The sequence below is a fragment of the Roseovarius azorensis genome, from assembly GCF_900109455.1.
Lineage (GTDB): Bacteria > Pseudomonadota > Alphaproteobacteria > Rhodobacterales > Rhodobacteraceae > Roseovarius > Roseovarius azorensis.
The window spans coordinates 310,335-330,999 of the sequence record NZ_FOAG01000002.1; the positions used below are offsets into that span (position 1 = coordinate 310,335).

At 62.3% G+C, this 20,665-nt stretch carries 19 protein-coding genes; 7 read left to right on the forward strand and 12 right to left on the reverse strand.

Annotated elements, in window-relative coordinates; genetic code table 11:
• Nucleotides 1-2 precede the first annotated feature (2 nt).
• From mdoH to BSG08_RS04825, 7 genes are all read right to left on the reverse strand, one after another.
• Entirely contained in the window at nt 3-1,883 is a 1,881-nt protein-coding gene (mdoH, locus tag BSG08_RS04795) for a glucans biosynthesis glucosyltransferase MdoH (protein ID WP_175544692.1), read from the reverse strand.
• Nucleotides 1,871-3,376, reverse strand: a complete 1,506-nt coding sequence (locus BSG08_RS04800; RefSeq protein ID WP_093032866.1) for an OpgD/OpgG family glucan biosynthesis protein — start codon at nt 3,374-3,376, stop codon at nt 1,871-1,873. Before BSG08_RS04800 ends, mdoH begins: the two co-directional genes overlap by 13 nt.
• Entirely contained in the window at nt 3,373-4,605 is a 1,233-nt protein-coding gene (locus BSG08_RS04805) for an OpgC family protein (protein WP_093032869.1), read from the reverse strand. The genes BSG08_RS04800 and BSG08_RS04805 overlap by 4 nt, the downstream gene beginning before the upstream one ends.
• A 32-nt stretch (nt 4,606-4,637) precedes the next feature.
• Nucleotides 4,638-6,014 carry a tetratricopeptide repeat protein gene (locus tag BSG08_RS04810; protein ID WP_093032870.1) on the reverse strand — a complete coding sequence of 459 codons (1,377 nt, stop codon included), beginning with the start codon at nt 6,012-6,014 and terminating at the stop codon, nt 4,638-4,640.
• Between the two features lie 206 nt (nt 6,015-6,220).
• A complete protein-coding gene (locus BSG08_RS04815; RefSeq protein WP_093032873.1) occupies nt 6,221-6,691 on the reverse strand; it encodes a DUF302 domain-containing protein in 471 nt (156 codons plus the stop codon).
• Between the two features lie 77 nt (nt 6,692-6,768).
• Complete coding sequence (locus BSG08_RS04820; protein WP_093032876.1) at nt 6,769-7,944, reverse strand: CaiB/BaiF CoA transferase family protein; 1,176 nt, start codon at nt 7,942-7,944, stop codon at nt 6,769-6,771.
• A 10-nt stretch (nt 7,945-7,954) separates the two neighbouring features.
• Complete coding sequence (locus tag BSG08_RS04825; protein ID WP_093032879.1) at nt 7,955-9,577, reverse strand: thiamine pyrophosphate-binding protein; 1,623 nt, start codon at nt 9,575-9,577, stop codon at nt 7,955-7,957.
• A gap of 204 nt (nt 9,578-9,781) precedes the next feature.
• On the opposite strand from BSG08_RS04825, the gene BSG08_RS04830 reads away from it, so the two are divergent.
• The 6 genes from BSG08_RS04830 to BSG08_RS04855 all read left to right on the forward strand — a co-directional run bounded on the left by BSG08_RS04830 (nt 9,782) and on the right by BSG08_RS04855 (nt 13,580).
• Complete coding sequence (locus BSG08_RS04830; RefSeq protein ID WP_093032881.1) at nt 9,782-10,393, forward strand: ribonuclease D; 612 nt, start codon at nt 9,782-9,784, stop codon at nt 10,391-10,393.
• A 2-nt stretch (nt 10,394-10,395) separates the two neighbouring features.
• The gene (gene lptC, locus BSG08_RS04835; protein ID WP_093032884.1) at nt 10,396-11,010 is read left to right on the forward strand and encodes an LPS export ABC transporter periplasmic protein LptC; all 615 of its coding nucleotides are present in this window, start codon (nt 10,396-10,398) and stop codon (nt 11,008-11,010) included.
• Nucleotides 11,007-11,501, forward strand: coding sequence for an LptA/OstA family protein (locus tag BSG08_RS04840; protein WP_093032887.1), 495 nt, complete (start codon nt 11,007-11,009; stop codon nt 11,499-11,501). The genes lptC and BSG08_RS04840 overlap by 4 nt, the downstream gene beginning before the upstream one ends.
• The gene (gene lptB, locus BSG08_RS04845; protein WP_093032890.1) at nt 11,498-12,262 is read left to right on the forward strand and encodes an LPS export ABC transporter ATP-binding protein; all 765 of its coding nucleotides are present in this window, start codon (nt 11,498-11,500) and stop codon (nt 12,260-12,262) included. The genes BSG08_RS04840 and lptB overlap by 4 nt, the downstream gene beginning before the upstream one ends.
• A gap of 243 nt (nt 12,263-12,505) precedes the next feature.
• Nucleotides 12,506-13,069, forward strand: coding sequence for a ribosome hibernation-promoting factor, HPF/YfiA family (gene hpf, locus BSG08_RS04850; RefSeq protein WP_093032893.1), 564 nt, complete (start codon nt 12,506-12,508; stop codon nt 13,067-13,069).
• A 46-nt stretch (nt 13,070-13,115) separates the two neighbouring features.
• Entirely contained in the window at nt 13,116-13,580 is a 465-nt protein-coding gene (locus tag BSG08_RS04855; RefSeq protein WP_093032895.1) for a PTS sugar transporter subunit IIA, read from the forward strand.
• Between the two features lie 4 nt (nt 13,581-13,584).
• Here BSG08_RS04855 and BSG08_RS04860 read toward each other — a convergent pair whose 3' ends face one another.
• The 5 genes from BSG08_RS04860 to BSG08_RS04880 all read right to left on the reverse strand — a co-directional run bounded on the left by BSG08_RS04860 (nt 13,585) and on the right by BSG08_RS04880 (nt 19,133).
• Nucleotides 13,585-15,012 (reverse strand): sulfotransferase family 2 domain-containing protein, encoded by a 1,428-nt coding sequence (locus BSG08_RS04860; RefSeq protein ID WP_093032898.1) that lies wholly within the window; start codon nt 15,010-15,012, stop codon nt 13,585-13,587.
• A 6-nt stretch (nt 15,013-15,018) separates the two neighbouring features.
• Nucleotides 15,019-16,719, reverse strand: a complete 1,701-nt coding sequence (locus tag BSG08_RS04865) for a DUF5927 domain-containing protein (protein WP_093032901.1) — start codon at nt 16,717-16,719, stop codon at nt 15,019-15,021.
• Between the two features lie 18 nt (nt 16,720-16,737).
• Nucleotides 16,738-17,724 carry a glycosyltransferase family 2 protein gene (locus BSG08_RS04870; protein ID WP_093032904.1) on the reverse strand — a complete coding sequence of 329 codons (987 nt, stop codon included), beginning with the start codon at nt 17,722-17,724 and terminating at the stop codon, nt 16,738-16,740.
• Between the two features lie 154 nt (nt 17,725-17,878).
• Entirely contained in the window at nt 17,879-18,430 is a 552-nt protein-coding gene (locus BSG08_RS04875; protein ID WP_093032908.1) for an ActR/PrrA/RegA family redox response regulator transcription factor, read from the reverse strand.
• 73 nt (nt 18,431-18,503) lie between these two features.
• Nucleotides 18,504-19,133, reverse strand: a complete 630-nt coding sequence (locus tag BSG08_RS04880; RefSeq protein ID WP_093032911.1) for an SCO family protein — start codon at nt 19,131-19,133, stop codon at nt 18,504-18,506.
• Between the two features lie 90 nt (nt 19,134-19,223).
• Here BSG08_RS04880 and regB point away from each other — a divergent pair, with 90 nt between their 5' ends.
• On the forward strand, nt 19,224-20,618 hold the full coding sequence (gene regB, locus BSG08_RS04885; RefSeq protein ID WP_093032914.1) for a sensor histidine kinase RegB: 1,395 nt from the start codon (nt 19,224-19,226) through the stop codon (nt 20,616-20,618).
• The last annotated feature ends 47 nt before the right edge of the window (nt 20,619-20,665 follow it).

Genomic DNA, 20,665 nt, shown 5'->3' on the forward strand with positions numbered 1-20,665 from the left:
GCCTATTCCGCCGCGATCAGCGGGTGTTCTGTAGCGCGGAAAAGAACACGGTGCGAACGCGCCAGTTGCAGGATTGGCGGGGTGGCCACCATGTCCGGCGTCGCCATGATATACTGCAGACCCGGCCAGTCGTTCAGGCGCAGACCCGAAAGCATCGACAACGGCACGGCAGCGATCAGGCTGGTGGCGATGGGCAACAGCCAGAGCGAGACCACGCCCCCCGCCATGCCCGCCATCAGCAGAACGCCGCTCACGGTTTCCAGCGCGTGAAATTTCAGCACCGTCAGCGGGCTGTAATCGCCCCCCTTGCGCGCCTGCGGGGACCAGATCGGGCGAATACCGATCATGGTGCGCAGCACCGCGACCACCTGTTGCACCATCATGATGGGCGCAAACAGAATCGACAGCAGGATTTCCACGACGAGCGACAGCACAAAGCGCAGGCCGCCCCCGAACCGCTCGATGCGCACATCCGTCAGGCCAAGCGCCACGGCCCCCATCAGCTTGGGCGCAAGCAGCATGCCATACATGAACAGCAGGATCAGAACGGAACTCACCCGGCTCATTTCCGGCCAGACCGGATAGAGCGGATTTTCGTCCGAGAAATAGGTGATCACGCTGTCAGGCCCGTTGCCGAGAAGGGCCCAGATCACCAGAAGGCCGAACCAGGCAGGCGACAGCAGATAGCTCATCGCGCCATGAAACAGGTGAAAGCGCGAGACGGCGTGAAAACCGCGCGTGGTGAGCAGGCTCAGATGCTGCAGGTTGCCGTGACACCAGCGGCGGTCGCGCAGCGCATAGTCGATCAGGGTCGCGGGCGGTTCCTCGTAGCTGCCGGTGATCGCGGGCATGAAACGCACGGCCCACCCGGCACGCCGCAACAGGCCCGCCTCGACAAAATCGTGGCTCAGGATCAGACCGCCCTCACCGGTCAGCGACGGCATGCGCGGCAGCCCGGCGCAATCCGCAAATGCGCGGGTGCGCAGGATGGCGTTGTGGCCCCAGTAATTGCCCTCGGAGCCGGTCCACCCGGCCAACCCCTCGGACAGGAGCCTGCCGTAAACCGCGGCTGAAAACTGCTGCATCCGGCCAAAGAGCGTGTCGGACCCGATCACCATCGGCGCGGATTGGATAAGGCCGGCGGTGGGATCGGCGGCCATTTCATCGGTCAGGGCAATCAGCGCCTCGGCGCTCATCAGGCTATCGGCGTCGAGCACGATCATCGCCTCATACGCCGCGCCCCAGTTTTCCAGCCATTGACCGATATTGCCCACCTTGCGCCCGGTGTTCTGAACACGTCTGCGATACCACACGGCCGTATCAAGCGGCAGGGCCGCGCGCAGCGTGGCAAAGGCACGGCTCTCGGCCATGGCGATACCGGCATCCTGCGTATCGGACAGGATGAACAGTTCGAAATGATGCGCGGTTCCGGCGCTGCGCAACGCCGTCATCATCGCACAGGCATTGCCAAAAACCTCGGCGGTATCCTCGTTGTAGATCGGCACCAGCAGCGCCACCCGCGTCGGTGCGAAAATGCGAAGATGGCGGCGCTTGCGCATCATGTAACAGGCCAGGCCCAGTGTCGCCGTGCCGACAGACAGCGCGATCCAGAAGAAGGTGACCACCACCAGCGCCAGCAGCCCCCATTCCAGCCACCACATGCCTCCGGTCGAGAGCCAGTCCGCAAACACCCAACCCAGCACAGCCGTGGTCAGCACAGCCGGCAGAAAGGCCGCCGCGCGCCGCCACCAAATTTGCAGCACAGGCCGCCAATGCGGTGCATTCGGATCCCTGTACGGCTGCCACAGGCTCTGGACCGGGTTGGCCAGAGGGCTGGGCGGCGGCATATGCGCCGCACCGGGGAAAAGCGTCAGGCCGTCCATCGGTAAAGCCACACTTCTGAAACGCCGCGCCCCTGATAAAACAGCTGCGCGCGCATCTCCGCCGCCGTCACCTCGCCCGGATCAAAGGAAAACGCCAGGCGCGGCCCGCCGGTTTCAGGGTTGCGCTGGACAAGACCCTCCGACACCTCGAGCCGGTTGGAGTTCACGTAGACGACCAGATCGTCATAATCCTTGGGCAGCGCCTCATGCGGGGCGAAATCAATCACCACCAGCTTGCGCTCGTTATGGGCGAAACCCTTGCCGATTCGGGTGTTGAGGACCTGTGCCACGGGTTTCTTGGACGCGATGCGGTCGGTCCATGTCATTCGATAGCTGAAGTCGTGCTCGCTCCCCGCAGCCAGCGGCTCGCGCGGGCGCCAGTAGGCGACGATGTTGTCGTAGATTTCCTTGTCGGTCGGGATTTCGACCAGCGTGACCGCACCACGCCCCCAACCCTCGCCCGGCGTGATCCAGAGGCTCGGGCGCTTGTGATAGAGCGCCTCGAGATCGTGGAAATCGGAATAGCGGCGCTCGCGCTGCGCCAGGCCAAACCCCTGCGGGTTGTTGTCGACAAAGCTCGAGACCTGTACATGCCGGGGATTGGCGAGCGGCCGCCAGAGCATCTCGCCATTGCCGTTGAGGATCGACAGCCCGTCGCTGTCATGCACCGCCGGGCGAAAATCGTCAAAGCGGTTGCGGTTGGTCTCGTCGAAATAGAACATCGAGGTGAGCGGTGCGATGCCGACATTGGCCAGCTCGTTGCGTGGCCACAGCGTGCAGCGCACCTCCACCTCGGTGGTGTCGCCGACCGGGGTGAGGGTAAAGTGATAGAGGCCGGTTACAGAGGGACTTTCCATCAGGGCATGCACCTTGTGCGAGGTGACGCCGGGTGCGGGCTTTTCGATCCAGAAGCGGGTAAAGTCGGGGAATTCCTCGCCTTCGGGTGCGGCGGTGTTCACCGCCAGCCCGCGCGCGGACAGACCATAGGCCAGATCGGCCGCGATCACACGAAAATAGCTGGCACCCTGAAAAACTGCGTATTCCTGAAAGAATCCGGGCCTTTCAATCTCGGCGCGCAGGCGGATGCCGGAATAGCCCAGCCCGGCGTCAACCGGCAGGTCGGGCACGATCTCGTGCCTGTCATACAGCGAGAAATCGAAGGGCAACGTGCGGGACATGCCGTCCTCGACCATATTCACCTCGACCGTATGCGGAAAATAGAGACCGGGCGGAAAAAGATCGAATTCCAGCGTTGTATCCGTACCTGCCCAGATCGCCCTCTCCGTAAGAAAACGGATGCCACGATACTGGTCATAGGTCAGATCACGCCACGCCTGCGGGATGAAGGGCCGTTCTGCGTAGGGCCTGCCCGCTATTTCACGCGCGAGGTCGTGCAGCGCCGCCTCGGAAAAGGGTTCTCCCGCCCCGGCGCGGATCATTCCCGGCCAGAGCACAAGGGCGGCAAGCGATTTCAGCACATCACGGCGGATCATTTAGCCCCCCGCCACGGATGGGATTTGAACCAGGCCACGGTATAGGCCACCGCGATCAACGCCCCGAACCCGATCAGGTTCGCCAGCGTCATGTTCCAGGTATTGCGTCCGATCTGGTCCATGACAAATCCCGAAAACCGGGCAAATACCATGGAGAAGACGAAGACCGCCAGCGACTGCTGCCCGACCTTCAGAATCATTTTGAGAAGAACTCCCCACACATGTGCGATAAAGCCGTTTCCGACGGCCCGGAGCCGATTACCACCGTCGCCCGCCGCCGTCCAGCAGAGATAGGCAAGCGCAAGAAAATGTACATACCTCAGAATGCCGAAATCCGATTTATTGAACAAACCCCGGTTGGCGATACGCCAGTCACGCGCCCATTCGAAGCCGAATTCTCGGACACCGATGTTCGACAGCGGAATATTGGCGATCACGATCGCGGCGGCAATCGCGATCAGCACCTTGTTGACCGGCGGCTTCGGCAGCCAGCCCCGCATGAAGGCAAAGCCGGTGAAGAACACCAGTTGCCATCCGAAGGGGTTGAAGAACCATTTGCGGTCCGACCACGGCTCTGCGGGAAATCCCAGGTGCCATGCCTCGAGACCCAGCGCCTCCAGCACCGCGCGCTGCGCGAACAGCCAGATCAGCCCCATGGCGCCCGCCACCGCCCAGAGATTGACGCGGCTGAGCGCCACCATCATCGGCATCATCACAAGGATGACCATGTACATCGGCAAGATGTCGAAATAGTTGGGCACATAGGTCAGCGTAAACAGCCCGACCAGTTGCGGCCCCGGATCGGCAAAGAATTTCGACAGGTTCAGAGTGCCGATATAGGCCTTGTCGAAATTGCCATAGATATCAAACGCCGCAAGCATCGTGGCGATGGCAAAGAACATGCCGATATGCGCCCAGTAGACCTGCCAGACGCGATAGCCCACGCGCCCGGTGCCCAGCGCCCAGCCCGCCCGGTCAAAGCTGCGGCCAAAGGCGATGGCTGAGGCCATGCCGGAACAGAAAACGAAGATCTCGGTCGCGTCTGAAAATCCCCAGCGCGCGGGTATCCAGCTGGTAAAGAAATTGCGCGGCGTATGCGCGACCAGAATGATGAACATCGCCAGCCCACGAAAGAAATCCAGACGGATATCGCGGGTCGATGCGACGGGCGCGGCAGCGGCTTCGGTCGGGCGGCGATGGGTCATGGCCGGATCAGCAACACTCGTCATGCGGTGTCGGCTCCCTTGTAATATGTGCGCGCCTATTCCGCAGGCAGGCGGTCAGCCTCGTTCCAGTCGCCACGAGAGCTGGCGATGAGGTCAAGGCGGCTGCTGGCATAGCCATCAAGGCGACCCGCGCGCTGCGTCGTGCGTTCGTGCAATATGCTCTCCGCCTCGTCGAGGAAACCGCCACGGATCGCGGAATCGATCGTGAGTCGCTCGAATACATCGCGCTGCGCATGGCTGCCTCCGGCCAGTTGCATCGACCGCCTCGCTCTCCCGAGGTTCAGGAACGCGGTCTTGTAGTCGCCTTCGCCAAAGGCCTCAAGCCCCGTCGCCGCGGACAGGCCGGGATTTGCCATGCGCGCCATCATCTCGGAAACATTGGTCTGTTTCGCGTCGCGGTGCAGGCGATCTATCATCCGCTTGATCGCCATGTCGCGATGTCCACCGATAAGCGCCATGAGATAATGCAGATCGGCAAAGATCAGGCAGGCGTCCTCTGTCCGCCGCCCGGAAATCTCGGCAAGCTCCTCCCAACGGTCGCCCACGTTGACCCCTTCGAGTTCGAGGCGCATCAACAGCGAGGTGCCGTTTGAGATATCGCGGAAATCGTCCGTGTGATCGCGGCGCACCTCGTTATCGTAAAGATCAAGCACCGCGTCTATCTCGCCCTGATCGAGATGCATCAGCGCCTTGTGCCACCACACATGATAGCGGAAATTGTTGCAATGCGCCCAGGCATGTTCGCGCCCCGCCAGCCAGTTCAGCCCGGCGCGGGCGTTGGCGGTCATGTCGAACACATGCGCCACCGCGTGCAGGCCCCAGGCATCGTCGGGCGCAAGGCTGAGCCCGAGCCGACCGGCGGTTTCGGCACGGACGTATTCGCCGGTTTCCTCGAGGCAGAAGGCGTGACAGCCGAAAAGATAGCCGCGCGCGGGGTTCTTTGCGTCATAGGCAGGCAAGAGCGCCTCGACCGAGGCGCGCATGCCCTTGGCGTCGCCAAGGATGAAACGGGTGGCATGGCTGATCTTCATCGCCAGCGCATCCTCGGGCCAGCGGGCCAGAACGGCCTCCATCTCGCGCACCGTATCGGACGGGCGCCCCCCCAGCCAGGCGCCAAGCGCGCGGACATACCCCATTTCGCGCGAGGTCGGAACGACGCGATCCGCGGCGGCAAGCGCTGCGGCATAGGCATCCTGCGCCGTGTCGATCAGCTCGCGCCGACCCAGCATGAGAAAGAACAGCCCCTTGGTGGCATGCGCCATGGCGAAATCCGGGGCCGCCGCCAGCACCTTGCCCAGATACTCGGGCGTTGCCGCGGCATGGGCGAGAAACGCCAGCACCATCTTGTCCCAGGCCTCGGCGGCGGCGGGGGATGATACGGTTATCTCATACCCGAATTGATCGTTACGCATGACCCGATATCCTTTCGGCGATAGTTTCTAGTCAGCTAGCCCGCTATTTATGACCCCAGCAACAACACAGCAGCGAACCTCACCAATACGTTATCCAGACTTTAACTAAAGTGACGTGCCAGGGGCAGATATGCGCGTTTATCGCGATGGCGCTTCGGCACGAACCCGCTCAGGGTGATCTGCCGGGCGTCATGTTTGCCCGAATTTCAGTCGGCAAGCGCAGATTCTGAAACTGCTGCGAAAACGCTGTCCAGTTCGGCGGCCAGTTCGCGAAGCGCATCACCACCCTCGTCGAAATAGGGGGCAAAGACGGTGGTGGGCGTTTTGTAGCTGAGGCTGGCGGTTCCGTCGACATCCTCGGTCACATAGAGACGAATCGGTGCCTCGATCCCGGCGGCAACGCTGGCCGCGAGCATCCGGCGCGCATAGTCGTTGCGATACAGCCCAAAGATGCGATTGCCTGGAATGGTGTGCCCCTGCGCGCGCGCACCGTCCGAGGCGCTGGCCTGGGTGACGATGGCGATTGGCGCGGTCGTAACCGCCTCGCGCACCGCCTCGACCAGTTCGTCAAAGGATTTGTCCGTGTCATGCACGACCCATCCCGCGCGCGGCTCAAGCGCATGGGCAGCGCTGGAAATGAAAAGAAAAATGCTGAGAAGTCCTGTAAATCGCTGCATCAAATAGCCCTCCGGTTACATGCGGAGGGCTACGCCATCGCCCGAGTCGCGGCAAATCACTTGCCCGAGAGCCGAGGTTACAGATCCCGTTTCAACCGCGACAGCACCGCCTCGGTATCCGCCCCGGTGGACGGCGGCGCAGAGCGATAGCTGACCGGCGTGCGCGAGAACTTGAGCGGATTGCCCAACAGCCGCACCTCGCCCGCCGCGGTCTGGGGCGCGGGCAGGGTGATCGTCATGCCGCGCGCTTGCGCCTGATCGGATTCGAGCGCCTGTTCGACGGTATTCACCGGACCCACCGGCACCTTGCGCGCCTCAAGCCCGTCGATGACATCCTGCATCGTGCGTGCTGCCAGTTGCCCCGCAATCATCGGCACCAGTGTCTCGCGATGCCTGAGCCGTGCGGTGTTGGTGGCAAATCGCGGATCGCCGGCCCAGCCGGGCTGTCCCAGATAATCGCAGAGCCGCGCAAACTGGCTGTCGTTGCCCACCGCGACGATCACATACCCGTCCGAGGTGGCAAAAACCTGATAGGGCACGATATTTGGATGCGCATTGCCCGCGCGCATGGGCGAGACGCCGGAGGTCAGGTAATTCAGCCCCTGATTGACCAGCCAGGCCATCGTGGCATCGACAAGGGCGATGTCGATATGCTGCCCCTCGCCGGTGGCATCGCGGTGGCGCAGCGCGGCAAGGATGCCCGTGGCGGCATAGAGCCCGCAAACCACATCGGCCACGCCCACACCCACCTTCATCGGTTCACGCCCCGCCTCGCCGGTAATGCTCATGATGCCGCCATAGCCCTGCGCCATCAGATCATAGCCGGGCTTGTCGCGGTTCGGCCCGGTATGGCCGAAACCGGTAATCGAGCAATAGACGAGGCCGGGATACATGGCGCAGAGCGTCTCGTGATCCAGCCCGTATTTCTTTAGACCGCCGGGCTTGAAATTCTCGATCACCACATCGGCGCGGCCTGCCAGATCGTGCAGCATCCTCTGCACCTCCGGGTCGGTCAGATCCACTGCCACGGATTTCTTGTTGCGGTTCGAGGACATGAAATAGGCGGAAAGATCGGTGGGCGCGCCCTGCGCATCCAGCACAAAGGGCGGCCCCCATGTGCGGGTGTCATCCCCTGCAAGGCTCTCGATCTTGATCACCTCGGCCCCCAGATCGCCCAAAAGCTGCGTGCAGGTGGGACCGGCCAGAATCCGGCTGAGGTCGAGAACGACGAGACCATCCAATGGGCCGGGCATGGGCATCTCCTCAGATACGGTTGTCATAAGAGCCGCGGTCGATCTCGGCGGCAATGACGGTAAAGGTGTCGGCCTTCTGCGCCGCCTCAAGGGCTGCGCGCAACTCGGCACGGTTCGTCACCCGCACACCATGCCCGCCAAAAGCGCGCCCGATCGCAGCGAAATCGTGAAGGCCGAAATCGACAGCGAGATTGACCATCTGCCGCTCGCGCTGTTTCTTTTCGATCAGCGCAAGGCTGGCATCGACAAACACGACAAAGATCACCGGCAGTTTCAGTTCGGCGACGGTGGACAATTCCCCCGCCACCATCAGGAACCCGGCATCGCCGGAAAAGCTGACGACGGTGGCGTCGGGCGTGGCAAGTTTCGCACCCATGGCCAGCGGAACGGCACAACCCATGGTGCAGAGCGCGGTGGATTGCAGCAGGGCGCGGGGGATATGGCTGGTCCACATCTGCGACAAGAGGATGCGATGCGCGCCACTGTCCACCGTGGCGATGGTATCCTCGGGCAGAACCCTGCGCGCCTCGGCGATGACGGCGGCAGCGCCCCAGTCATCGTCGCGCGGAAAGGCGAGGGCGAGGGCGGCCTGCACCTCCGCCACCTCGCCGCCCGGCCAGGTGGCGCGGGGCGTCACAGCTTCGGCAATGGCCGCAAGCGAGGGCGCGCAAGCGCCGACAATATTCATCGTCGCCTGGTGCATGTACTGGTGATTGGGCTCGGCGGCGATGTCGATCACCCTGACCTCTGCCGGATCCCAGATTTCGCGCCAGCCGGGCCGCATCTCGATCGGGTCATACCCCACGCAGAGGATCAGATCGGCCTTTTGCACCAGCGGCACGAGCAGACCATCAGCCAGCGGCGACAGGCCCGCGCCGCCCAGCGCCAGCGGATGCGTCTCGGGGATGATCCCCTTGGCCTTGTAGGTGGTGATGACGGGAATGTTCAGGCGTTCGGCCACCTCTGTGATCGTGGCTCCTGCGCCCTCGTTCACCGCATCAAGCCCGACGATCATAACCGGGCGTTCGGCGGCGGCCAGCCAGTCGCGGGCCTCTTGCGGCGCGGCGGGAACCATCGGGGCGGCATTGGGGCGGCGGCGCAGGCGGGGCGGTGTCACCCGCATATCGGCGATGGAAATCGGCACGTCGATATGCACCGGGCCGGGGCGGCCCTCGGTGGCGATGCCCACCGCCTTGTCGGCGATGATGTCCGCGCCCTGCGCGGTCAGACGAAACGTGGCCTTGGTGATCGGCGCCAGAACCGCCTCGTGATCGAGGATCTGGTGCGAATAGGTCAGCGCCTCATCGGCATCGACACAGCCGGAAATCACGATCAGCGGCACCCGGTCCTGATGGGCGTTGGCAATGGCGTTCACACCGTTCAGCACCCCCGGCCCCAGCGTGGCGATCAGAATCCCCGGCGCGCCGGTGCGGTGCCAGACGCCCTCGGCCATGAAGGCGGCGGCGTTCTCGTGCCGCGCCAGCGTCACCCTGATCCCGGCCCGCGCCAACGCATCCATCACCGTCAGAACCTCGCCGCCCGGCATGCCAAAGGCGTGCCGGCATCCCGCCTCATGCAGACGCCGCGCCAGATGGTCGGCAGCGCGGTTCGCGGTTTCATGGCTGTTGGTCACGGGGCGGGCTCCTCTCTCGTCTTTTCGGCACTTTGTGGCCGAGGCCCGTTCCAACCGCAAGCCGGTTTGGCGGGCGAATGGAACGGCAGGGCTGGTTTTACCCCGGCGGCAGACCTAAATCCGGGTTGAGGGAGCTGGCAAAAACACCTAATCACGGGGCAATTCGCCCAATTTCACGCCCCGCACCGGGCACAAGGATTTCCGATGGCAAACCATCTCTATCAGAACGACCTGCCCGATGGGCTGGATCTTGGCCCCGTTGTGGCGATCGACTGCGAGACGATGGGCCTCAACCCGCATCGCGACCGGCTCTGCGTGGTACAGCTCTCGGGCGGCGACGGCAATGCGCATCTGGTGCAGGTGGCCAGAGGACAGACCAGCGCGCCAAATCTGGCGCGACTGCTGGAAAACCCGGACGTGCTGAAACTGTTTCATTTCGGGCGCTTCGATATCGCGGCACTCTATCACGCCTTTGGCGCGCTTGCGGCCCCGGTTTATTGCACCAAGATCGCAAGCAAGCTGATCCGCACCTATACCGACCGGCACGGCCTGAAATACCTCCTGCAAGAGGTGCTGGGCGTCGATATCTCGAAGCAGCAGCAGACCTCGGACTGGGGGGCGGAAACGCTCACCGCCGCGCAGCTCGATTATGCCGCATCGGACGTGCTCTATCTGCACCGTCTGCGCGAGGGGCTGGATGCGCAGCTTGCGCGCGAAGGCCGGACAGAACTGGCACAGGCCTGTTTCGACTTTCTGCCCGCCCGGGCCCGACTCGATCTTGCGGGCTGGCCCGAGATCGACATTTTCGCACATTGACTATGGCGCGCGCGGATAACCTCTATTCGCAGATCGTGACGGGGATGAAGATCATCCTGCCGCTGGCCGCGCTTGGGCTGTTGTCGACATTGTTTCTCATTTCCCGCACGGTTGATCCGAGCAGGTCCGCCATGGTGACAGACATTGACCTTGGACAGCGGGCACAGGATCTGGGAGCGACCAATCCCCGTTTTGCCGGGGTTACCGGGCAGGGCGACGAGATCCTGTTCGCTGCAGCGAACGCGCTACCGGATCGCACGTCGCCCGAGCACCTGAGCGCCACGGATATCAAGGCGCAGCTGCGTCTTTCTGCGGGCACGGTGATCGACATCACCTCGGATCACGCCGATATGCAGCAACGGAAAATGACTGCGCTACTTCAGGGGCACGTGCATATCACAACCTCGACAGGCTATGTGATCGACACGCAACAACTGCATGCGCGGCTCGATGAGGTCTATGCCAAAGCGCCCGGCCAGGTCATCGCTACCGGCCCTCTTGGCGATCTGACCGCCGGGCAGATGCTATTGCATAACGACGCCGGGGCCGGTACGCCGGAATTGCTTTTCACCGGGGGTGTCAAACTGATATACCGCCCGGGTGAAACGGGGGAATGATACCAGTGCGACATTTCGGAATGTTTGCCCTCGGGCTTTTGACGATCTGTCTGCCGGCCCTGGCAGGGGCGCAGGTGGCCTTTGGCAGCGCGCAGGCTGATCGTAACCTGCCGGTCGAGGTGACATCGGACAATCTGAGCGTCAATCAGAACGACAATACCGCGCTCTTCACCGGCAATGTCGTCATCGCGCAGGGCGGGATGCGGCTAAGCGCGCCGCGGGTGCTGGTCGTCTATCTCGCCGACCGCAGCGGCATCGCGGCGCTCGAGGCCACTGACGGCGTGACGCTGGTCAGCGGCACCGATGCGGCGGAGGCAAGGCGCGCCGATTACAACATCGTCAGCGGAATGATCGAGTTGCGCGGCGATGTCCTGCTCATTCAGTCGGACAATGCGATCACCGGCGAGACGATGTCGGTCGATCTGAACGCAGGCACGGCACAGGTCAGCGGCCGGGTCAGGACTGTCCTGCAACCGGGGCGCAGCGAATGAACCGGCTCAATCTCGTCCTCGCACATGACAGCGACGCCCCTGGCCTGCAAGTCGAGAACCTGCGCAAGAGCTACAAGAAGCGTGTCGTGATCCGCGATGTCTCGCTCTCGCTCAGGCAGGGCGAGGTGGTGGCGCTTCTGGGACCGAACGGCTCGGGGAAAACCACGACGTTCTATGCGATTGCCGGGCTGATCCATCCCGAGGGCGGGCATATCCGGATTGATGGCCGTGACGTGACCAGCCTGCCGATGTATCGACGGGCCAAGCTGGGTATCGGCTATCTGCCGCAGGAGATGTCGATTTTCCGTGGCCTGTCGGTTGAGGATAACATCATGGCGATCCTCGATATTTCCGAGCGTGACCGCCACAAGCGGCGCGAGCGGCTGGAGGAGTTGCTGTCGGATTTTTCCGTCGAGCATCTGCGCCGGGCACCCGCCCTCGCGCTCTCGGGGGGCGAGCGGCGGCGGGTGGAGATTGCGCGCTGTCTGGCGGCAGAACCGCGCTATCTGCTGCTTGACGAACCCTTTGCCGGGGTCGATCCGATCTCTGTCGGCGATATCCGGCATCTGGTATCCGATCTCAGGAAACGCGGCATTGGCGTGCTGATCACCGATCACAATGTGCGAGAGACGCTGGAAATCGTCGACCGCGCCTATATCCTGCACGATGGCAAGGTTCTGATGTCCGGCAGTCCGACCGATGTGGTGGAAAACGAGAACGTGCGGCGCGTCTACCTCGGGGATAATTTCCGCATATCATGACGGAATCCCGCGGATGGCGAATCCATGCCCCTCATCTTCAAACCGGATTGACAAGCCACGCGGAAAGCGCGTCAATTAGGCATGACATGCGTTGATCTCGTGCTGTTCTCTGAATGGCCCCCGCGGCAAGGGCCTGTCTTGGGACAATTTCAACAAATGTCGGATATCAGCATCCGGGACTAGCGAAGTCAGCGGCGCAGGCGCGCCCCGCTTGTCCGCGGTTTGTCAAACGAAGGAGGCGAGATGCGTTATCAAATCAGTGGAAAACAGATTGATATTGGCGAGGCCCTGCAAACGCATGTGAAGGAGGAACTCGGCACCGCTGTGGCAAAATATGCCGAGCGACCAACCGATGCACAGGTCATTTTCTCACGAAGCGCCAGCGAATTCATCTGCGAGGCCGTTGTGCATCTTTCCACCGGCCTGACGGCACAGGCCAGCGCCAGGGCGCATGAAATCTATGCCGCCTTCGAGGGTTGCCGCGAAAAGATGGAAAAACAGCTGCGCCGCTACAAGCGGCGACTCAAGGACCATCATCGCGACCGCGAAGAGCCTGTTGAACTCTTCGGTGCTTCTTCCTATATCCTCGCGTCGGATGGCGAGGACACGGAATCAGAGCCCGACAGCCTGCAACCGATCATCGTGGCCGAGATGGAAACCAAGATTCCGTCCCTCTCGGTTGGCGAGGCGGTCATGCAGATGGAGCTGGCAGGAGCACCTGTTCTGGTCTTTCGGAATGAAGGAAAAGATGTGGTCAATGTGGTGTATCGCCGGGATGACGGCAATATCGGCTGGATTGATCCGTAACATGGGGTGACCGGCGCGGAACGTGCCGGTCTTACTGTCAGAACGTATGGAATTACCTATGCTCCTCAAGCCCGAGGCCGTGCGCGTATTGTCCGGCACCACCAGCAAGAAGCGCCTGATGCAGGAGCTTGGCGCGATTGCCGAATCCGCCTACGGCGTGCCGCACGCCACCGCTGTCGAGGCGCTTCTGGAACGCGAGAGCCTTGGGCCGACCGGCGTGGGCCATGGCGTTGCCCTGCCACATGCCCGAATCGAGGGGATTGATCAGGTGGTCGGCGTTCTGGCGCTTCTGGAAAGGCCGATAGATTTCGATGCGGTGGATCGTCAGCCGATTGATCTGGCCTTTGCCCTCTTTGCCCCGATTGATGCAGGGGTCGAACACCTCAAGGCGCTGGCGCTGGTATCGCGCACGCTGCGCGACGCATCCCTCTGCGCCAAGCTGCGCTCGAACAGCGATCCCATGACGCTCTATACCATCGTGACCGAGGCGCAGGCGGCACAGGCCGCCTGACGCGTCACCGCCACGCCCCGAATCCGAAAATCGTGTAGTCGCGCTGGTATATGTCGCGCACCAGACGCTCGATGTCCGCGTCATGGATGTCCGCGAGGGCAAAGGGCCGGTCCTCTGCCGGTTTCGGCGGGGCCGGCGGATTGGCATAACCCACCTGACGGGCAAGCATCATCAGGTTGTCGGGCATATCTTCCTCGCGCAGGATCATGTCAGGCGGACCAAACTGCGCCATCCCCTCGATCACGGCCGCCTGCGTGGCCCAATGCGGATCGACCCGGATTGCCGTCTGCCCTGCAAGATTGGCCTTGAGAAATGCCAGGAATGCCAGGAATGCCGCGTGATGCGCGGCGCGGTCATAACTGTGATCCGGATCGCCCTTCGGGATCGGCAGCTTGTGGGATTTCCGCAGCGTCTTGCGGATGTCATGATAGCATCCGGACCCGGTCAGGAGAATCCTGTCGCAGAACGCTGCATGGGCCCGCGCCACCGGATGACGCAGCACGGTGAAACGGCGGTGCCCAGGCGAGCGCCGCATCCATTGGCGCAGCGCCTTCTGATTGAGCTTGGTGGGCAATGTTTCTTCCGGCACACCGTCAAGACTTGCCAGCCAGCGCCGCACCTCCGCCTCTGGCCCGGAGCGAACCGGCATGTAGAGCAGCGCCGCCTGCGCGCCCGTAACAAACCCCGGCACCGCCGCCCCTCGACGCGGTTCGAAATTCGGGGTGCGACCGAGGTTGAACGGATCAAGCCCGGCAAGGGCGCGCTCGATCTCGTCGAAATTCGAGACCTTGTCGCAAAGCGGGCCGGGATTCTGCCGCTTGAGCGACAGATCAAGCGTATCGAGCCGCGACGCACAGCCCAGATACCGTGCCAGACCGTTCATCACTTCGACGCTCTGCAAATCCTCATAGTCCAGGTAAAATCCGGTCTGCCCACGGGCCTGCATCCGGTTGAGCAACAGAACCTGAAACCCTTGCAGACGCGCGACATACTGTTCGAACTCCGCCGTATCGAACCGCGCCCTGCTGTCTCGGCGGCCCCTGATGTTGGTCAGCTTCCACTGCCCGGTGGCCTGCGCAATCTTCCATGACACGTAGCTTTCCACCGGATTGCGGGTCAGGATGATCTTGGCGCAGCGCGGATCGTCGAGCACAACGTCAAGAACGCGCGGATCGTGATCGTGAAAGAACCGGAAACCGCCGATCCCCCGCGATTGTCCCTTGATCGCCCCGATCAGGCGAGCGGGATCCCCGTCGCGCTGCGCCTGCGTGAGTCCCAGCAATTCGCTCCGGTTCGGATAGCCGATAAAGTGCGGATTGAACGCCTCGCCATGGCATTCGATACCGTCAAAAGCGTTGAGATTGGTCTCGAGAAAATTCGACCCGGTTCGCATTTCCGCGAAAATCACGAAATAATCAAATGGGCCTGTCATCAGCGGTTACCGCACAAGGTAAGGCTTGCGCTTGTTCTGCCACGCGTCGTGCCGCCCCTGTTCCACCGGAAAATCACCCATCAGATAGGGATGCATGCCCTGGTTCTTGAGGTTCTGCAGAAACTGGCCAAAGCCGGTCAGATCGGCCATGCGCGGCGCCTCGGCGGGGCCGCGCAGGTTTTGTTGTCCGATCTCGTCGATGATGGTTTGCAGCGGCTCCATCGGGGCCTCGATGAACTCGGCCATGCTCCAGATTCGTACCCGCGCCCCGGTCCATCGCGACCGCAGCACCTCAAGATGCTCAGCCTCGATCTGCTGCAATCTCGCCGCCTCGCGCCGGATATCGGCAAAATTGGCGCTGGACTTGAACAGTGGCACCGCCCAGGCTCCGGTTATCACGGAAATCTGCGCATTGGGATCCTTCGCGATATACCACTCGATCTGCTTGATATTATCGCGCGGACCGAACTGAAAGCACTGGCGTTCGCCGCGCGTGTTCCAGATCAGGCTGGCGAGAAACGCGCGCGGATTATAGTCGCGCAAGGCGGCGCTGTCGCTCAGCGCGCCATTCATCACCGTCTGCCCGTCGGAAAATTCGGCACGCTCGGACGCAAAGAGATGGCCATGCACCCGCATGCCGGTCATCCGGGCCAGCCAGGACGCAAAATTCTCGAACAGGTCGCCAAACCCCTCGAATACGGAATAAGGCGCACAGGTCAGACCATTCTCGCGCCCCTCGACCGGAAAGCGGCTCTGCATGTAGAGGCCCGGACGACCGCGCATGCGCCGCTGGACCGCCTTGGCGAAAATGCGGTCGATCTTGCCGGGACTGGGTTCTGTCCGCTTCATCGCTCCCGCCTGATCGGTCAGGAACGCCTGATACAGACGATCCGCAAAAGGCCATATCTTGCGCGCGACAAAACAATCCGACCGGCGCAGAAGCTGCAAATGGTCATCATAGAAAATATGCGGCTTTCCCTGATAGTCGAATTTCGACAGCGTCAGCGAACGGCTCTCGATTTGTCGGGAAAAGTGCCGGGCGAGGGTCTGGAAATAGCTCTCGTCCGGGATCCAGACCCTGGAAAAATAGCGATCATAGGTGGCGCGCTCGGGATCCTGCAAAATCGCCGATAGCGTCTGCCGCGTGAGGCACCACCACTGGCTGCCCATATGCGGGACTATGCCGTTGGGAATACGCCGCCTGAACCGCAACAGCCGTTGCAGCGCCACGTATTTGTCGAACAGATAACGGTTCCTGCGCCAGGAAAACGGAAACCGCAGGGTAAAACGCTCTTCATCCAGGCCCCCGATCGACCAGGGTACATCCGCGATGGTAGCGGATTCGATGAAATCGGTATGTGGACGCGCGGCGAGGTAATCAATCAGCTCCTGCACCGGCCTGAGCGGCAGACAAGAGCCGGACGCCAGATAGACATGACGCACATCGGCGAACTGATCCAGCATGATCTCCGCCGCGCCCTGTGTCGCCGCCACCAGACCCCAGGTGCCCCATTCGCAGCGATGACGCCGGGCAAACCGAATATCAGGCAGGTCCGACAGTGCACGCACAAAGGCGTCATGTGTCTTGCGCGGCACGGCGCGATCCACATGGATCACCAGCGGACAGCCCGAAGCCGCCCAATGCCGCGCCACCTGTTCGGCGCGATGAAAGGCGGTATGAACCAGCAGGATGATGCCCAGGCTCATGCGCTTACTGCCCTTCCCTCATGCCCAGTTCCCCTTGGACATCAGCCCGAGGATTTCCAATTGCCGCCAGTTTATATATCTCTCCGACCATTTGCACCAAAGTTCGGCATTGTGGCGCACGACCTCGGCATAGGCCTTGTATTCGACGCTGGCGGAATAGTGCTGCCGGCGGGTCAGTTCCTCGGTCGCCTTGGCGGTGAAAGTGTCGAGAAACTTGGCGTGAAGCAGAATACCGCTGGTCTTTTCCCCGCCCCACTCGTCATAGGTCAGATTCAGGCCGCGCGGCAACAGCATGTGGGTAGAGCTTTCATAGGCATAGCGGCGATCCCACCTGACCAGCGGCGTCTTGTTCAGGGCAGGCGCCTTTTTCGGGTTGTCGGGGAAAAACACCCGCGCCCGCGGACCTCCCTGAATCCACAGATTGCCGTATAGTCGGTTCTTCTCGATCACGTAATTGCCCGGATCGAACCAGGCGGCGATTTCCATCGGATCCTGTCCTGCCTGATAGGGCACCGCGTCGATCCGGCCCTTTGGATACATGTCGAGCAGCATCGCGCCAAACGACCTGACCTGAGAGGTATCAAGCCAGTCGGTCAGCGCCCGGATGGGCCGGGTATCGCAGAACGGATAGATGAAAAACTCGTCCGCATCGACCACAAGCGTCCAGTGCCCGTGACCGTATTTCTGGAGCAGCCAATTCAGCCAGTCGACACCGAACCGCGCCCGCTTGTAGCTGGATTTCGTCGTCCAGAGCGACACATCCTCTTGCGCCGCAAGGTATTCGGCGCCGCCATCGGTACTGTCATTGTCGACGATCAGAAAATGCGAAATGCCCAGATTGCGGTAGTAGCGCAGAAAATAGGGCAGGCGGATATGCTCGTCGCGCAGGGTGGAAAACAGCAGCACATCTCCCGGACGAATCCCAGCGGTCCGATCGACAACCGGACGCAGCGCGAAATGTTTGCGAAAGGCGCGGACCTTTGCCCGCCGTCGCCGCAGACGCATCCGGTATGACTGCCACAAACCCAAATACACTGCCCCCTGTCAGACGTTTTTGACCGTCTAAGACTATTTCAAGCCTTTTAACACAATATTTGTTGCGTCCGGCAATGGGGCATTGCCCGGATCGTTGCAGGGATGCCGCGCGGGACCGGACCGCCTAGCGTGGCGATCGCTTGGCCAGGATGCGCTGCAAGGTGCGGCGATGCATGTTGAGGCGTCTTGCGGTCTCGCTGACGTTGCGGTCGCACAATTCGTAAACGCGCTGAATATGCTCCCACCGGACACGATCGGCGCTCATCGGGTTTTCCGGCGGCGGCGGCAGATCGGCGCCATTGGCCAGCAGCGCATTGGTGATGTCGGTAGCGTCGGCGGGCTTGGACAGGTAATCCGTCGCTCCGATCTTGACCGCCGCCACAGCCGTGGCAATCGCGCCATAACCGGTCAGGACCACGATCCGGCTGTCGGGGCGCTTGGCGCGGATGACCTCGACCACGTCGAGTCCGTTGCCATCCTCGAGCCGCAGGTCACAGACCGCATAGGCCGGCGGTCGGGCCGAGGCAATCGCACGACCGGCTGCGACCGACCCGGCGGTCTCGACCTCAAATCCGCGTTTCTCCATGGCCTTGGCCAGCCGTTTCAGGAACGGTTCGTCGTCATCGACCAAAAGAAGCGATTTGTCCTCGCCTATGTCCTGTGCGTTCACAGCCAGCCGCCCCTCGTGTTGCGCGCATCTGGATTTGTTCTAGCCCGCGCCTGTCGCTGCGTCAAACAAACGCAATATTTCAGGCTGCATCAGTGAAACACTGAACGCTGTCCGCCATTTGCTCTGCGGTCGCATCGCGGCGGAAGAACTCGACAAAACCATGCTCGGGCAGGCTGAGATAGGTCATGGTGGAATGGTCCACCAGATACAGATCCTCTTGTCCCTCGGCGGGCTTATGCGCCTGATAAAACACGCGATAGGCCTTGCTTGCGGCACGCACCTGTTCCTCGCTGCCGCTCAGGCCCAGCATCCGGGGGTGCAGGTAATCGGTGAATTCCGCCATCACCTCGGGCGTGTCCCGCTTGGGATCGACGGTGATAAAGACCGGCTTGACGATGCTGCCCCGGCTTTCGAGGATTTCCACCGCCTCGGCATTGCGGGCGTTGTCCAGCGGACATACATCGGGGCAGAACGTATAGCCGAAATAGATCAGCGCGGGCTGGTCGATCACCTCTTTTTCGGTCACCGTCTCTCCGGTTTCGCTGACCAGGGTAAACGGCCCGCCGATCAGCCCGGCACCCCCCGCCACATTCGAGGCGCGGCACTGGGCGAACTGGTCTCCGTCGTCGTCCCTTGTCGTCAACAGATAGGTCACCCCCAGACCGAGAAAGACGATGACGGCGGCGGCAATGGCGATCAGACGGGTCATGGGGATTTCCTTGCGTTCGGGTCCGTTGGATGCAACTTTCGGAGTATCTAACATCCCTTCCGCTGCACGCAATGGGACACAATAGCACAAATGAGTGAGTATTCCCCGGGTCTGTTCAAATCCCGCGAACGCGGCAACTGGATCCGGCTGCGGACGCTGGTCGTGTTGCGCTGGTGGGCGATTGTCGGACAGGCCGCGGCGCTGGTGGTCGCGGAACGGGTCTATCGCCTCGATCTGGAAATCGGCCTGTGTTTTCTGGTGATCGGCGTTTCGGTGGTCAGCAATCTGGTTGCCGGGCTTGTCTTTGCCGAGAACAAGCGGCTCTCGGAACAGGACACCTTTCTGGTGGTGCTGTTCGATATGCTGCAACTGGGCATGCTGCTCTATCTCACCGGCGGCATGCACAATCCGTTCTCGATCCTGATCGTCGGGCCGGTCACGGTTTCGGCCTCGGCGCTCTCGGGGCGCTCGACCGCGTTCCTGGGGGCGATGGCGATCATGATCGTGACGTTGCTGATGCAGTTCTACCTGCCGCTCACGACCAAAGAGGGCGTCATTCTGCGCGTGCCGGACATGTTCCGCTTTGGCAACTGGGTGGCAATCGTGATCGCGGTGCTGTTTCTGGGGGTCTATTCCCGCTGGATCGTGCAGGAAATGCAGGCGATGTCGGATGCCCTACAAGCAACACAGATGGCGCTGGCCCGCGAACAGAAACTGACCGATCTGGGTGGCGTCGTGGCGGCGGCGGCACATGAGCTGGGCACGCCGCTCGCGACGATCAAGCTGACCAGCGCCGAACTGGCCGACGAGCTGAGCGACCGCCCCGACCTGCGCGACGACGCGCTGCTGATCGTCCAGCAGACGGATCGCTGCCGCGATATCCTGCGGTCGATGGGACGGGCGGGCAAGGATGACCTGCACCTGCGCCGCGCGCCCCTGACCGCCCTGATCGAAGAGGCCGCAGAGCCGCATGTCGACCGGGGCAAGCGGATCCATTTCGACCATGCGCCGGAAGGTGACGGCCAGCCGGATCGACCGACGGTGCTGCGCCGGCCCGACGTGATCCATGGCCTGCGCAACCTGATCCAGAATGCCGTGGATTTCGCCCGCGAAAACGTCTGGATCGAGAGCCGCTGGACCGACAGGACCATCACGCTCCGGATCATGGATGACGGGCGCGGCTTTCCGCAGGACATGCTGGGCCGGATCGGCGATCCGTTCATCCGCCGCCGCGCGCCGGTCAGCGCTCCGCAGCGCCCGGAATACGAAGGCATGGGGCTTGGCCTGTTCATCGCCAAGACGCTTCTTGAGCGGTCGGGCGCGGACCTTGCCTTTGCCAACGGCGCCGACTCGTTCAGCACCATGGCCAGCCATTCGGCGCGCACCGGCGCCTTTGTCCAGATCACCTGGCCACGCAGCATGATCGAGGCCCCGATCCGTCAGGATACCTCTGCCCTGGGGCAGAACGAGCCGATCAGACCCTGAGGCCGGCAGCGCACCGCACCTGTTAACACACTCTTAACCAGATAAGC

Bases quoted from the DNA above. Each gene is read 5' to 3' on its own strand.
- mdoH (WP_175544692.1), bottom strand. From the start codon at position 1,883: ATGGACGGCCTGACGCTTTTCCCCGGTGCGGCGCATATGCCGCCGCCC.
- BSG08_RS04800 (WP_093032866.1), bottom strand. From the start codon at position 3,376: ATGATCCGCCGTGATGTGCTGAAATCGCTTGCCGCCCTTGTGCTCTGG.
- BSG08_RS04805 (WP_093032869.1), bottom strand. From the start codon at position 4,605: ATGACGAGTGTTGCTGATCCGGCCATGACCCATCGCCGCCCGACCGAA.
- BSG08_RS04810 (WP_093032870.1), bottom strand. From the start codon at position 6,014: ATGCGTAACGATCAATTCGGGTATGAGATAACCGTATCATCCCCCGCC.
- BSG08_RS04815 (WP_093032873.1), bottom strand. From the start codon at position 6,691: ATGCAGCGATTTACAGGACTTCTCAGCATTTTTCTTTTCATTTCCAGC.
- BSG08_RS04820 (WP_093032876.1), bottom strand. From the start codon at position 7,944: ATGCCCGGCCCATTGGATGGTCTCGTCGTTCTCGACCTCAGCCGGATT.
- BSG08_RS04830 (WP_093032881.1), top strand. From the start codon at position 9,782: ATGGCAAACCATCTCTATCAGAACGACCTGCCCGATGGGCTGGATCTT.
- lptC (WP_093032884.1), top strand. From the start codon at position 10,396: ATGGCGCGCGCGGATAACCTCTATTCGCAGATCGTGACGGGGATGAAG.
- BSG08_RS04840 (WP_093032887.1), top strand. From the start codon at position 11,007: ATGATACCAGTGCGACATTTCGGAATGTTTGCCCTCGGGCTTTTGACG.
- lptB (WP_093032890.1), top strand. From the start codon at position 11,498: ATGAACCGGCTCAATCTCGTCCTCGCACATGACAGCGACGCCCCTGGC.
- hpf (WP_093032893.1), top strand. From the start codon at position 12,506: ATGCGTTATCAAATCAGTGGAAAACAGATTGATATTGGCGAGGCCCTG.
- BSG08_RS04855 (WP_093032895.1), top strand. From the start codon at position 13,116: ATGGAATTACCTATGCTCCTCAAGCCCGAGGCCGTGCGCGTATTGTCC.
- BSG08_RS04860 (WP_093032898.1), bottom strand. From the start codon at position 15,012: ATGACAGGCCCATTTGATTATTTCGTGATTTTCGCGGAAATGCGAACC.
- BSG08_RS04865 (WP_093032901.1), bottom strand. From the start codon at position 16,719: ATGAGCCTGGGCATCATCCTGCTGGTTCATACCGCCTTTCATCGCGCC.
- BSG08_RS04870 (WP_093032904.1), bottom strand. From the start codon at position 17,724: ATGCGTCTGCGGCGACGGCGGGCAAAGGTCCGCGCCTTTCGCAAACAT.
- BSG08_RS04880 (WP_093032911.1), bottom strand. From the start codon at position 19,133: ATGACCCGTCTGATCGCCATTGCCGCCGCCGTCATCGTCTTTCTCGGT.
- regB (WP_093032914.1), top strand. From the start codon at position 19,224: ATGAGTGAGTATTCCCCGGGTCTGTTCAAATCCCGCGAACGCGGCAAC.